This window comes from Amycolatopsis sp. NPDC005003, assembly GCF_053600695.1.
In genome coordinates this window covers 174988-187846 of record NZ_JBSGAI010000012.1, presented here as the reverse complement: position 1 = coordinate 187846, position 12859 = coordinate 174988, and the positions used below count along the sequence as shown (strand labels likewise).

11 protein-coding genes are annotated in these 12859 nt (G+C 71.5%); 4 read left to right on the top strand and 7 right to left on the bottom strand.

Annotated features, from left to right (window positions below; all coding sequences use genetic code 11):
• Positions 1-3 precede the first annotated feature (3 nt).
• Positions 4-708: a TetR/AcrR family transcriptional regulator C-terminal domain-containing protein gene (locus ACWED2_RS16830; RefSeq protein WP_449691381.1), complete on the bottom strand. Its 705-nt coding sequence runs from the start codon at positions 706-708 to the stop codon at positions 4-6.
• A gap of 43 nt (positions 709-751) precedes the next feature.
• Complete coding sequence (locus ACWED2_RS16825) at positions 752-2356, bottom strand: gamma-glutamyltransferase family protein (protein ID WP_449691380.1); 1605 nt, start codon at positions 2354-2356, stop codon at positions 752-754.
• Between the two features lie 190 nt (positions 2357-2546).
• Here ACWED2_RS16825 and ACWED2_RS16820 point away from each other — a divergent pair, with 190 nt between their 5' ends.
• Genes ACWED2_RS16820 through ACWED2_RS16810 form a run of 3 tightly spaced genes read left to right on the top strand, consistent with a single transcriptional unit; the run spans position 2547 to position 4972 of the window.
• Positions 2547-3410, top strand: coding sequence for an ABC transporter substrate-binding protein (locus tag ACWED2_RS16820; protein WP_449691379.1), 864 nt, complete (start codon positions 2547-2549; stop codon positions 3408-3410).
• Positions 3394-4188, top strand: a complete 795-nt coding sequence (locus ACWED2_RS16815; RefSeq protein WP_449691378.1) for an amino acid ABC transporter permease — start codon at positions 3394-3396, stop codon at positions 4186-4188. Before ACWED2_RS16820 ends, ACWED2_RS16815 begins: the two co-directional genes overlap by 17 nt.
• 1 nt (position 4189) lies before the next feature.
• Positions 4190-4972 carry an amino acid ABC transporter ATP-binding protein gene (locus ACWED2_RS16810; RefSeq protein ID WP_449691377.1) on the top strand — a complete coding sequence of 261 codons (783 nt, stop codon included), beginning with the start codon at positions 4190-4192 and terminating at the stop codon, positions 4970-4972.
• On the opposite strand, the gene ACWED2_RS16805 is transcribed toward ACWED2_RS16810, so the two are convergent.
• Genes ACWED2_RS16805 through ACWED2_RS16785 form a run of 5 tightly spaced genes read right to left on the bottom strand, consistent with a single transcriptional unit; the run spans position 4969 to position 12185 of the window.
• Positions 4969-6648 carry an urease subunit alpha gene (locus ACWED2_RS16805; protein ID WP_449691376.1) on the bottom strand — a complete coding sequence of 560 codons (1680 nt, stop codon included), beginning with the start codon at positions 6646-6648 and terminating at the stop codon, positions 4969-4971. The two genes, ACWED2_RS16810 and ACWED2_RS16805, sit on opposite strands and share 4 nt — an antisense overlap.
• A complete protein-coding gene (ureA, locus tag ACWED2_RS16800) occupies positions 6645-7328 on the bottom strand; it encodes an urease subunit gamma (RefSeq protein ID WP_449691375.1) in 684 nt (227 codons plus the stop codon). The genes ACWED2_RS16805 and ureA overlap by 4 nt, the downstream gene beginning before the upstream one ends.
• Positions 7329-7334: 6 nt before the next feature.
• Positions 7335-10211 (bottom strand): aminotransferase, encoded by a 2877-nt coding sequence (locus ACWED2_RS16795; RefSeq protein WP_449691374.1) that lies wholly within the window; start codon positions 10209-10211, stop codon positions 7335-7337.
• Positions 10208-11260: an agmatine deiminase family protein gene (locus tag ACWED2_RS16790; protein WP_449691373.1), complete on the bottom strand. Its 1053-nt coding sequence runs from the start codon at positions 11258-11260 to the stop codon at positions 10208-10210. Before ACWED2_RS16790 ends, ACWED2_RS16795 begins: the two co-directional genes overlap by 4 nt.
• Positions 11250-12185: an alpha/beta hydrolase gene (locus ACWED2_RS16785; protein ID WP_449691371.1), complete on the bottom strand. Its 936-nt coding sequence runs from the start codon at positions 12183-12185 to the stop codon at positions 11250-11252. Before ACWED2_RS16785 ends, ACWED2_RS16790 begins: the two co-directional genes overlap by 11 nt.
• Positions 12186-12272: 87 nt before the next feature.
• Here ACWED2_RS16785 and ACWED2_RS16780 point away from each other — a divergent pair, with 87 nt between their 5' ends.
• Positions 12273-12857 (top strand): TetR/AcrR family transcriptional regulator, encoded by a 585-nt coding sequence (locus tag ACWED2_RS16780; RefSeq protein WP_449691370.1) that lies wholly within the window; start codon positions 12273-12275, stop codon positions 12855-12857.
• Positions 12858-12859: the final 2 nt, after the last annotated feature.

Sequence of the window (12859 nt, the reverse complement as noted above, 5' to 3'; positions counted from 1 at the left end):
GGATCAGCGGGCCGCATCGGCTCTCGCCCGGATCCGGTCGATGATCGCCTCGACGGCGGTCACGAAGTTCTGCGGGTCGTCGAGCTCGACGAACCGCGGGGCGAGCCGGGCGATGTTGGGGTAGCGGTCCGCGGGCAGCGTCAGGTAGTCGGTCTTCCAGCCGCGCAGGTCCGCCTCCCGGACCGCCGGGGCCAGCGAGGCCATGCTGGCGTCCATGGCGCTGTAGGACAGCACCACGTCGGCGAAGACCCGGTGGTACCGGACCGCGTCGGTGTCGTTCAGCCCGGCCCGGCGCAGGCAGTCGAGTTTGCGTTCGACGGTGCGGAATTCGTTCTCCCGGCGAGCGGTGCGGGCCGCCGAGAGCGCGCCGACGCGGGGGTGGCGGAGGAACGCGTCGTGCGTGTGGATCGCGATCTGCATGAGGTCGTGCGCCCAGTCGTCGGTCGGGGGCGGGGTGTTCGCCAGCGCCTCTTCGTGCAGGGCGTCGAGGAGGGCGAGCAGCAGCTCGTCCTTGTTCCGGAAGTGCCGGTAGATGGCGGTCGGGTGCGCGGAGAGTTCGCGGCCGAGTGCCTGGAACGTCAGCTTGTCCATCCCGGCGGAGTCCGCGACCCGGAACGCCGCTTCGACGATCAGCTCCTGGCTGAGCGTCCCCCGCGGCAACCGGCCTCGCCCGGCGTTCGTGGTCTTCCCGGTGCTGCTTTTGCTCATTCACCCTTCTCCGGTAAGCCGTGGCAGGACGCCGTGGCACTCCTCAGCCGGCGACGGCCGAGCCGTCCGCGCGCGGATCCGTGGCGGCGCCCAGCTCGCCCGGCAGCCGGCGGACCAGCTGGCCGTGTCCCACGCCGTCGTCGTTCGCGTCGATCTCCTCGACGGTGAATCCTGCCCGCTCGATCGCCCGGACGCCGGATGCGGGGACGTCGCGCTCCGCTTTGACCACCCCGGCACCCGAGGTCACCCCCGCTTCCATCGCCCCCAGGACCCAGCGCGGCGCCGACGCGGCCGCACCGGGCGACGCGCCGGCGGCCAGCTGCAGGGCCAGGTGCGTGTGCACCTGCGGCTGGGCGCGCCCGCCCATCGCGCCGTGCGCGCCGACGAGCTCGCCGGCCTCGCGGACCAGCACCGGCATCAGGGTGTGCAGCGGCCGCTTGCCTCCGGCGAGCCGGTTCGGCGAGGCCGGGTCGAGGCTGAAGGACGCGCCCCGGTTGTGCAGGACGACCCCGGTCGCGGGATCGAGCAGCGCGGCACCGAAGCAGTGGAAGACGCTCTGGATCAAGGAGATCCACGTTCCGTCGGCGTCCGCGGCGACGACCGCGACAGTGTCGCCGGACGCCCGCACCTGCCCCACCGGCGAGCCCGGCACCTCCGCCATCGCCTGCTCGGCGATGCGGCCGACGTGGGCCTCCGACAACAGCAGCTCCACCGGGGCGGCGGACCACTCCGGATCGGCGCAGTGACGGTCGCGCTCGGCGGCGGCCCGGTTGAGCACGGACGCGACCACGCCGGCGTCCCGGCCCGCCGGGTCCACCGGCCCGCGGGCCGCGCGCACCAGCTCGAGTGCCTTGAGTCCCTGGAGGAAGTACAGGCCCTGGGAGTTCCCGCCGCTGGAGAGGTACTCGGTTCCGTCGTACACCGCGCTGTGGGCTCGCGAGAATTCCACCGTGTGCCCGGCGAAATCCTCGTCCGTCATCGCGGAACCCCGACCGGCCAGCAGGTTCACCAGGCTCGTCCCCACCTCGCCACCGTACATCGCGGCGGGGCCCTGGCCGGCGAGCAGGGCGAGGGTCCGGGCGAGCCGCGGCTGCCGCAGGGTCCGGCCGGCGGACAGAACCGTCCCGCCGGGGGCGAACACCGCGCGCAGCCCCGGGTCCCGGGTCAGGCGGTGCCGTTCGCGCCACAGGTCCCGGGCGAGGCCGGGCGCGACGGCGACTCCGTCTCGTGCGGCGGCTTCGGCCGGGGCGAGCGCCGCGGAAAGCGGGCGGGTGCCCCAGTTGTCGGCGAGCGCGGCCCAGCCGGCGACCACACCGGGGACCGTCACCGGCAGTGCGCCGTCGACCGGCATGACGCCGTCCGCCCCCGCCACCGACCGGACGTCGACCGCCCGGGGCGCCCGGCCGCTGGAGTTGACGAACCGGACGGGCCCGCCGGCGGTGCCCACCAACGCGAGCAGATCGCCGCCGATCGAGCACTGGTTGGGGTACACCACGGTCAGCAGGGCCGCCGCGGCGAGCGCGGCGTCGACGGCGTTGCCACCGGTCCGCAGCACTTCGGCCGCGGCGTCGCTCGCCGCCGTGTGCGGCGTGGCGACGGCCCACCCGGGGCCCGCCGCGGTCAGCCGGCGATCGCTGCGCTCCGACATCTTTCCCCTCGTTTCCCGGGCACCTCGGCAGGCTTTCGGACTGCCGCCGACCCCGTTAACAGCCCCGTTACCGTGGATTCCTTGACTCCCGGGGACCGCGGATCTAGCGTCCCTGCTCATAGTCAACGACGTCGACTATGACATGGACTAACTCTCCCCGCAACGGCGTGAACTCGTGAAGGAGTCCGGTATGGCCAGGTCGCACTCCCCGTCCCGCCGACAGGCACCGCTCCTGGCCGGCTGCCTGGTCGCCGCCGCCGTGACCCTCGCCGGATGCGGCAGCGCCCCCGCCGCCGACGCTCCCCCGCCGGGCGCGGTCCAGGTCCCGGCGGGCGCACTCGCGCAGAACGGCCGGATCACCTACTGCGCGGACATCAGCGCGCCCCCGCTGACCTTCTACGACGCCGCGCAGAAGCCGGTGGGCGTGGAGATCGAACTCGGCGACGCGATCGCCGCGCAGCTCGGCGCCAGGTCGCGCTGGGCCAACACGAGCTTCAACGGCATCATCCCGGCGCTGCAGGCCAATCAGTGCGACGCGATCATCAGCCAGCTCTACATCAAGCCCGAACGCGAGAAGGTCGTGGACTTCGTCCCGTACATGTACGCGTCCAACACCCTGATGGTGGGCAGCGGCAACACCGGCATCGCGAGCGCCGACGACCTGTGCGGCAAGAAGGCGGCCGTCCAAACGGGGACGACGGTCGTCCAGTACTTCACCGACCAGTCCGCGAAGTGCGCGGCGGCCGGGAAGCCGAACCTCGACATCCGGCAGTTCACCAAGGACAGCGACGCGCTGCAGCAGCTCCGGCTCGGGCTGGTGGACGCCTACGGCACGACCCTGGAGACCGCCGCGTACGTCCAGACACAGCAGCCGGGCACCTTCAAGATCGTCGGCGAGCCGTTCAACCACGTCAAGGTGGGGATCGCGACCCGCAAGGACGGCACGGCCCTGCACGACGCGCTGGGCAAGGCGCTGGCCGCGATCCAGCAGAACGGGACCTACACCACCGTCCTCACGAAGTGGAAGCTGACCGGCGATGACATCACCCGGTAGCGCCACCGATTTCGACTGGGCGTTCTTCTGGCACTACCTGTTCTCCCCGTCGAGCACGTTCCTCGACGGGCTGTGGCGCACGGTCTACATCTCCGTCGTCGCGCAGCTGCTCGGCGTGCTGCTGGGCCTCCTGCTCGCGCTCGCCCAGCGCAGCCGGTTCGCGCCGCTGCGCTGGGCCGGCCGCGGGTACGTCTGGCTGATCCGCGGCACCCCGCTGCTCGTGCAGCTGGTGGTCGTCTACAACGGACTCGCGGCGGCGGGTGTCTACCGGTTCGCCGACGTCCAGCTCGGCGGGTTCGTCCTCCTCGGCGTCGTGCAGGCGGCCATCCTGACGCTGGCCGCGAACGAAGGCGCCTACATGGCCGAGATCTTCCGCGCGGCGCTCGACGCCATCGACCGCGGGCAGGCGGAGGCGGCCCAGGCGCTGGGCATGACCCCGGCGACGACGATGCGGGTGATCCTGCTGCCCCAGGCGCTGCGCATCATCGTTCCGCCGCTGGGCAACGAGTTCAACCTGATGATGAAGTCCACGTCGCTGCTGTCGGTCATCGGCCTGCAGGAGATGTTCCTGACCGCCCAGTCGATCAACTCGGCGACGTTCAAGACCTTCGAGATCTTCCTCGTGGCCGCCTGCTACTACCTCGCCTTGACCACGATCTGGTCGTTCGTCCAGCGGTTCATCGAGCGGAAGCTCGCCGATCCCGGCCACGTCGTCGCGACGCCGTCACTGCGGACGCGCCTGATGGGGTCCACTCTCGCCGGCAAGGGAGCGAACTGAGATGAACACTGCCGTGGCACCGGTGATGTCCGCGCGAGGAGTGGTCAAGCGCTTCGGCGACGTGACGGTCCTCAACGGCGTCTCGATGGACGTCCGGCCGCGCGAAGTCGTCGTGATGATCGGGCCGTCGGGCTCGGGCAAGACGACGTTCCTCAGGTGCCTCAACCACTTGGAGCGCATCGACGAAGGGACGATCCTCGTCCACGGTTCCCCGGTCGGTTACCGGCCCGGCCCGGGCCGCCCGGTGGAGGAACGGCCGACGGTGGTCGCGAAACGCCGCCGCAACATCGGGTTCGTTTTCCAGCGCTTCAACCTCTTCCCCCACCTCAGCGCGCTGGAGAACGTGGCCGTCGGCCCGGTGAAGGTCCTCGGGGCCCCGAAGGAAGCGGCCCGGGACCAGGCCCGCGACCTGCTGGCCAGGGTCGGTCTGGCCGACAAGGCGAACTCGCGGCCGTCGGCGTTGTCCGGCGGCCAGCAGCAGCGCGTCGCCATCGCCCGCGCGCTCGCCATGAAGCCGGAGCTGATGCTGTTCGACGAACCGACCAGCGCGCTGGACCCGGAAATGGTCGGCGAAGTGATCACGGTGATGAAGGACCTGGTCGCCGACGGCATGACCATGATCGTCGTCACCCACGAGATGGGGTTCGCCCGCTCGGCCGCCGACCGGCTCGTCGTGTTCGACCACGGCGTCATCGTCGAGGAAGGGCCGCCGGACAAGCTCGTGTCGGACCCCGAGCACGAGCGCACCCGGGCCTTCCTCCGGCGAATCACCGAATCCGGCTAGAGGAAGTACAGCCGGGAGAGGGCGACCGAGTCCGCCGGCGCGGAGGAGACGGGCTCGCCGTCGACGGTGACGAGTCCGGTCCGCTCCGCAACGCGGACCTCGGCGGTCCGGTCGTTGTGGATCATGTCCGCCGGTCCGATCCCACGGGTGCCGCGCACGCCGACGCGGCGGCGCCGAGTGGTCAGGTGGTCTTCCCCGGACTCGGCGGCCGCCTGGCTGACGAACGCGACCGACAGCTCGGCGGGCGTGGGTCCGTGCCCGCCCAGCTGCGGGCCGATCACCAGCGGTTGCGCGCTGTCGATGCTCGCGTTCGGGTCGCCTGTGACGCCCCACGCCGGGAAACCGGCTTTGAGGACCAGATCCGGTTTCGCGCCGAAGTGGTCCGGGCGCCACAGCACGATGTCGGCCAGCTTCCCGGCCTCCAGCGACCCGATCTCGTGGGCCATGCCGTGCGCGATCGCCGGGTTGATGGTGAGCTTGGCGATGTAGCGCCTCGCCCGGTCGTTGTCGTGGCGCAGATCCACCGCGCCTCGCTCGGCCTTCATCTTGGCGGCCATGGCGAAGGTGCGGCGGAACGTCTCGCCCGCCCGGCCCATCCCCTGCGCGTCGGACGAGGTGATGGCAATGATGCCCAGGTCGTGCAGCACGTCCTCGGCACCCATCGTGCTCGCCCGGATGCGTTCCCTGGCCATCAACGCGTCGCCCGGCAGGTCCGCCTTCAGGTCGTGGGCGTCCATGATCATGTGGAAGTGCTCGTCGACCGCGTCGCGGCCGAACGGCAGCGTCGGGTTCGTCGAAGACGCGATGATGTTGCGCTCCCCCGCCAGCCGCATCACGTTGGGCACGTGCCCGCCGCCGCACCCCTCGACGTGGAAGGCGTGGATGGTCCGGCCTTCGAGCACGGCCAGGGTGTCTTCGACCGACAGGCACTCGTTGAGCCCGTCGGTGTGCAGCGCCACCTGGACGTCGTACTCCTCGGCGGCGGTGAGCGCGGAGTCGAGCGCGCGGGTGTGCGCGCCGATGTCCTCGTGGACCTTGAACCCGCACACGCCGCCCTCGACGAGGGCCTCCACCAGCGGCTCGCGGGCCGAAACCGAGCCCCGGCCAAGGAAGCCGATGTTGATCGGCCACGCGTCGAACGCGGCGAACGCGTGGCGCAACGCCCACGGCGTGCTGATCCCCGGCCCCCACACCGGCCCGAACTCCTGGCTGATCACCGTGGTGACGCCCGAGGCCAGCTCGGCTTCGATGACCCGGGGCGAGAGCAGGTGGACGTGGGTGTCGATCGCGCCGGCGGTGGCGATCAGGCCCTCGCCCGCGATGATCGTCGTTCCGCTGCCGACGACGACGTCGACGCCGTCCAGGGTGTTCGGGTTGCCGGCCCGGCCGATGCCGGCGATGCGCCCGTCGCGGATGCCGATCGACGCCTTGCGCACGCCTTGGACGGCGTCGATCAGCAGGACGTTGCTGATCACCAGGTCGCAGGTCTGCCGTGCGGTCGCGGCCAGGATGTGCAGTCCGTCGCGGGCGGTTTTGCCGAAGCCGACGACGAACTCGTCGCCCGGTTTGCCGGCGTCGGACTCGACTTCGACGACGAGGCCGGTGTCGCCCAGCCGCACCCGGTCGCCCTTCCGGGGGCCGTAGGCGGCGACGTAATCGCTCGGCGTGAAGCTCATCGCGTTTCCTCGTGTTGGTAACCGCAGGCGATGGCGCGGTGCAGCGCCTCTTCCTTCGCGCCGGGGGCGTCCAGCGGGCCGTCGACGAGACCGGCGAAGCCGATGGCGACGCGGTCCCCTCCCATCGGCGTGAGGTCCACGGCTTTCCGCTCGCCGGGGCCGAACCGGACCGAGGAACCGGCCGGGATCGCCAGCCGTCTGCCGTACGCCGCGGCCCGGTCGAACCGCAGCCTCGGGTTGGCCTCGAAGAAGTGGAAGTGCGAGGTGACGCTGATCGGCACCGTCGAGGTGTTGGTGACGGACACCGGCACCGCCTCCGGCCAGTCCGCCGGCGGCTCGGGCCCGAGGTCGACCGCGCCGGGTGCGGTCCCGGTCGTCGCACCGATCGGGTCGGTCACGACCACCAGCCTGGTGCCGTCGTCGAACCCGGCTTCGACCTTCACGTCGCCCATCACCTCCGGCACGCCGGGAAGCACGTTCTCCGGGCCGAGCGCGGCCCGGCCCGCCGCGATCGCCTCGTGGAGCCGGCATCCGTCGCGGGCGGCTTCGCACACCGTGTCGGCGATCAGCGCCGTGGCCTCGGGCACGTTGAGCCGCAGCCCCCGGGCCAGCCGGCGCCGCGCGAGCTCGGCCGTGGTGAAGATCAGCAGCCGGTCCCGTTCACTCGGCGTCAGTCGCACGGCCGGTCACCACCCTTCCGACAGCACCCGGTCGAGGGTGTCGGCGAAGAAGTCGGCCGCGGGCTCGTCGAGGCACAGCGGCGGCTTCACCTTGAGGACGTTCATCCGGTCGCTCGTCGGCTGGATCACGACACCCAGGCCGAGCATCCGGTCGCAGACGGCGGCCGTCTCACTCGCCGCGGGTTCCAGGCTGGTCCGGTCGCGCACCAGCTCCACGCCCAGGTACAGACCGGAACCGTGAACGGCGCCGATGATTTCGTGGCGCTTTCCCAGTTCTTCGAGACGTGCTTTGAGATGAGCGCCGACGGTTCGGGCGTTTCCCTGCAGGTCCTCGTCCCGGATGATGTCGAGCACGCACAGACCGACGCGCGAGGACAGCGGGCTGCCTCCGGTGGAGGAAAAGAAGTAGCCGCCGTTGCGGTACTTCCCGGCGACCGCGCGGCTGGTGATGACGGCGGCCACGGGAACGCCGTTCCCCACCGCCTTCGCGACCGCGATGATGTCGGGGACGACGTCCTGCTGCTCGAATCCCCAGAACCAGTGCCCGAGCCGGCCGTAGCCGACCTGGATCTCGTCGGCGATCGCCAGGCCGCCGTGGCGGCGCACCGCCGAGTACACGGCGGCGAGATATCCGTCCGGCAGTGGCATTCCGCCCGCGTTGCCGTAGTAGGCCTCGCCGATGAAGCCGGCCGGCGGGCGTCCGGACGCGGCCAGCCCGTCGATCATCGCGGCCGCTTCGGGTCCGTACCGGTGGGCGTCGGCGCCCCGGTGCCGGCCCCGGTACGGATTGGGCGCGGGGACGGTGTGCACCCAATCCGGCCGGCTGTGCAGCGCGTTCGGGTTGTCGGCGACGGAGGTCGAGACCGCGTCCGAGGCGTAGGTCCACCCGTGGTAGGCCTCGCTCATCGCCACCACGTCGGACCGGCCGGTGGCCACGAGCGCGAGCCGGATCGCCAGATCGGCCGCCTCCGAGCCGGAGTTCACCAGGAAGACGGTGTCCAGCGGAGCGGGCGCGAGGTCCGCGAGCCGGGCGCCGAACGCCGCGATCGCCTCGTAGTGGAACCGGGAGTTCGTGTTCAGCAGCCGCAGCTGCCGTTCCGCGGTCTCGGCGATCCGCGGGTGGGAGTGACCGGCCACCGCGACGTTGTTGATCATGTCCAGCAGCGGACGCCCGTCCTCGGTGACGAGGAAGTGGCGCCAGCCGCGTTCGATCCGGGGCGGCTCGCGGTAGTAGTGCTCCTGCACTTCGGCCAGGGCGCGTTCGCGTTGCGCCAGCACGGAATCGGGGACACCGCCCGTCGCGGGCAGCCCGAGCAGAGGAGCGGGATCGGCGAGCGTGGCCAGCCAGCCCGGTGCGTACTTCGGCGCCACGCCTTCCGGAACCCGTTCCGCCCGGTGGCCCGCCGTGATCCGGGTCCGGCGGCCCGGTACGGTCGTCGCGACGACCGTACCGGCCACCACGGCTCCCGTGGCGTGAGCGTCGGCTACGTGCACCGCCAGCTCGAAGTCGTCCGCACGCAACACTATGCCGGGGCCAGTGAAGGACACCTCGCAGTCCCACGGTGCCCTGAGTTCCTCGGCACCGGCTGTCCAGAGGTCGATCCCGGTCGCGACCGAGGCAGGCGGCTCCTGGGCAAGCGCCGGGCTTCCGGCGAGACGGGCCTCACCGAACTTCGTCACCACTGCTCGATGCCCCGCCGCCAGCCGATCCGCGGCGAACACGTCGATCCCGGCGTTCTCCCACGCACCATCGTCCATCAAGGACGATTGCGGGGACAGGTCCAGTACCGCCGCGTCCGAGAGATCCAGCAGGACGCCGTCCGGGAGGGACATCCCGCCGGTGCTCAGGCCCAGCGCGTCGCGGATCAGCGCGGTCATCACCTCGGGCGGGACGGAAAGGGCCTGCTCCGCGATCCGCCACTCCCGGACCAGGCGCGTCTCCGCATAGGCGTTGTCACCGTCGACGGCCACCTGGTGGCAGCCGCTGACGACCAGGACGGCGGCACGCAGCACCACGAGGGGCCAGATCGCCTCGATTTCGGCGTCGGACAGCGGGCGCAGGGCGTGGTAGGCGCGCACCGCGGGCAGCACGTCGGCCGGCTCGGCGCCCGGGTGGTGCAGGACCGACGAGCTCGCGATCGCGAGCTCGCTGACGGTCCACGTCCGGGTCAGGTCGCTGAAGTCGATCACCCCGTCGACGAGGCCGTCCGCGCCGAGCACGGTGTTGTCGTCGGTGAGATCGAGGTGCACGACCTGGACCGGGAGAGCGGGGACGAGCGGTGCGACGAGGTCCCAGGCCCGCGCCGCGGCGCTTTCGATTTCGGCACGCCGAGCCGCGGGCAGCGACGAACCCAGCGCCGCCACCGTCCGGTCGGCGTACCGCAGGTCCCACTGCAGGACCCGGTCGCCGCCGGTGAGGCCGGCGAGCGCCAGGTCGACCTTGCCGGCCACCTCGCCCAACCGGGCCACGCTCCGCGGATCGAGATACCCCTTGCCGAAGAGGGTGCCGCCCTCCAGGAACCGGATCAGCCGGGCCACCACCGGGCCGTCCGGAGTCGCGACCGTCGCGCGCCGGGCGGCCCCGTCGTCCGCGCGAAGCACCTGCGCGACCCTCAGCTCCGGGTAGGCGGCAGCGATCCGGTCGGCCGCGGCGTCCTGGACCGGGACCTCGGCGGCGCGGAACGCCGGGTTCGACACCTTGAGCACCGCCACCGGGTGCCCGGCCGGCGTCCGCAGGAGGAAGTTGGCGTCCTGGTTGCTGCCCAGCTGGTGCGCGACAGCGTCCACGCCGAACGATTCACGGGCCACCCGGCGGGCCCACGCCTCGTCGACGCGGGGCGCGGGAAGCGTGCCAGCGTCGAAGAAATCCGTTCCGGTCGTCATGCCCGCCCTCCGGTGGCCGGTTCCTGCTGGGTGATGCAGTGGATGCCGCCGCCGCCGGCGAACACGTCCTTCACCGGGACCATGACGACCTCCCGCCCGGGGTACGCCGCCTCGAGGATCTCCTCGGCCTGGTGGTCGTTCGGGTCGTCGAACGCGCACCCGATCACGCCACCGTTGACGACGAGGTGGTTGAGGTAGCTGTAGTCCACCCAGTCGAAGCTGTCGCGGACGATCCGGGGCGCGGGGACTTCGACGATGTCCCAGGGCCGGCCGTCGGCGTCCCGTGCGTCGCGGACGACGTCCAGGATCTCGCGGGTGATGGCGTGGTCGGGATGCATCGGTTCCGGCTGGACGTGCACGAGGAGGACGCCGGGCGAAGGAATCGTGACGGTCATGTCGACATGTCCCCGGGTGCCCAGCCGCAAGGAGTCGCGGTACAGGCCGCGCGGCAGCCAGATGGTGTGGGTGGCGCCGATCGTGCGCGCCAGTTCCGCTTCGACGTCCGCCTTCGTCCAGCCCGGGTTGCGCCACGGGTCGAGCTGCACCGTCTCGGTCACGAGCACGGTGCCGAGGCCGTCGACGTGGATCCCGCCGCCCTCGTTGACCATCCGCGACACCTCCCGCTTGGCACCGGCGCGTTCCGCCACGAAGGATCCGATGCGTTCGTCCTTGTCCCACGTCGCCCAGGACTGCTGACCCCAGCCGTTGAAGACCCAGTCGACCGCGCCGAGCTGCCCGGAGGAGTCCACCACGAAGGTCGGGCCGATGTCCCGCATCCACGCGTCGTCCAGCGGCGCCTCGACGATCTCGACCTTGTCCTCGTCGAGGTGGCTCCGGGCCGCCTCGGTGCAGGCCGGGTCGACGACCATGGTGACGGGCTCGAACTCGGCGATCGTGTGCGCGACGCGGCTCCAGGCGGTCCGGGCGCGGTCGGCGGCTTCGCGGCTGTCGGCGAGGTAGGAATCGAGGGTGGGGAAAGCCATCCACACCCGCGCCTGCGGTTCGGTTTCGGCAGGCATCCGCCAAGACATCGGGTGCTCAGTGGTCATGGTTGCTCCTGTCGGTGCCGAGAGCCCGGCGAAGCGCCCGGAACCGGACCGTCCACATGTGCCGGGCCACTTCCGCGTCGGGCGCGTAGTACTCGGCTGCGTGGTAGACACCGGGATAGACGTGCAGTTCCGTGGAGACGCCGGCGGCGAGGAGCCGCCGCGCCAACGCGAGGTTTTCCTCCAGGAAAAGATCGGCGGTTCCCACGTCGATGAACGTCGGCGGCAGGCCGGCCAGGTCCTCCGCGTGCAGCGGGGCGGCGTACCCGTCCGGCTCCTGCCCGGCGAGGAACCACTTCCACGCCTCGGCGTTGGCCCTCCGGTCCCACGGGCCGACCGCCTGTGTCGTGGTGTTCCGGTGGTCGACCATGGGGTAGAGGGCCACGACAAAGGAAAGCGCGGGTCCCCCGAGGTCTCTCGCCTTGAGCGCGGTGGCCAGCGCGAGATTGCCTCCCGCGCTTCCGCCGAAGATCGCCAGCCGGCCCGGGTCGAAGTCCAGGGACATCGCGTTCTCCGTCATCCAGCGGAGAGCGGCGTAGCAGTCGTCGCTCTGGGCGGGGTGCGGATGTTCGGGTGCTTTGCGGTAGCCGGTGGAGACGACGAGAACCCCGAGTTCCTCGCAGATCTTCGCGGCCGTCGCGTGCTCGTAGTCGAGGTCACCGAGGTACATCCCGCCGCCGTGGATGAAGAACACCGCGGGCGAGCCCGGCCGAAGCCGCCGGGGCCGGTAGATGCGCACCGGTACGCCCGCGCCGAGCACCCGTACGTCCTCTGTGGAGCACGTCCGGGGGGCCTCGATCAGCTCGGCCGCCAGCAGGGCATCGGTGCGCCTGCGCTCGGCCAGGTCCTCGATGGCGTACAAGCCACCGGGGAATCTCTCGTAGAGCGCTTCCAACGGTGCCCGCAGTTCGGGATCGATGCCGTTCACCGGGTCCTCCCTCGGCTCCTTGTTTGAAAGACTTTCAAAGCCGTGCCTCGCGCCACTATCCGTCAGGGGCGTGGCTAGAGTCAAGAGGTGGCCAACGACAAGTCCAGGCGGCACCGCCGGCTCGAGCACCCGCGCGAGCGGGTCATGCAGGAGGCGTGGACGCTGCTCGCCGAACGCGGGCTGGCCGATCTGAGCCTCTCCGAGCTCGGGCGCCGCCTCGACACGAGCGCCGGCCACCTCTCCTACTACTTCGGCAGCAAGAACGGCCTGCTCCTCGAACTGCTCCGCTGGAGCGAGGACGAGCTGATCGGGCAGCTGGCCCTCCTGCCGGAGTCCGGGGGTTCGGCCGAGGAGCGGCTGCACCGCCTGTGCACGCTCAACTTCCCCCGCTACGCCGGCGATCCCCGCTGGCTGCTCTGGGTCGAACTCTGGCCGCGGGTGCTGCACGAGCCCGCCCTGCGCGAGGCCCAGCGCGAGTACGACGCCGCCTGGCGCGCGGGGATCGCCCGGATCCTCGGCGAGCTGACCGACGACGTCGAACCACTCACCCAGCGGGTGCTCGCCCTCATCGACGGGCTGAGCGTGGGCCTGCTGACGGGCGACCCCACGCTCACCGCCGAGCAGGCGTGGCAGCACGTGAAGGCACTGCTGCCCGCGCCGCGAATCGCCTGAGG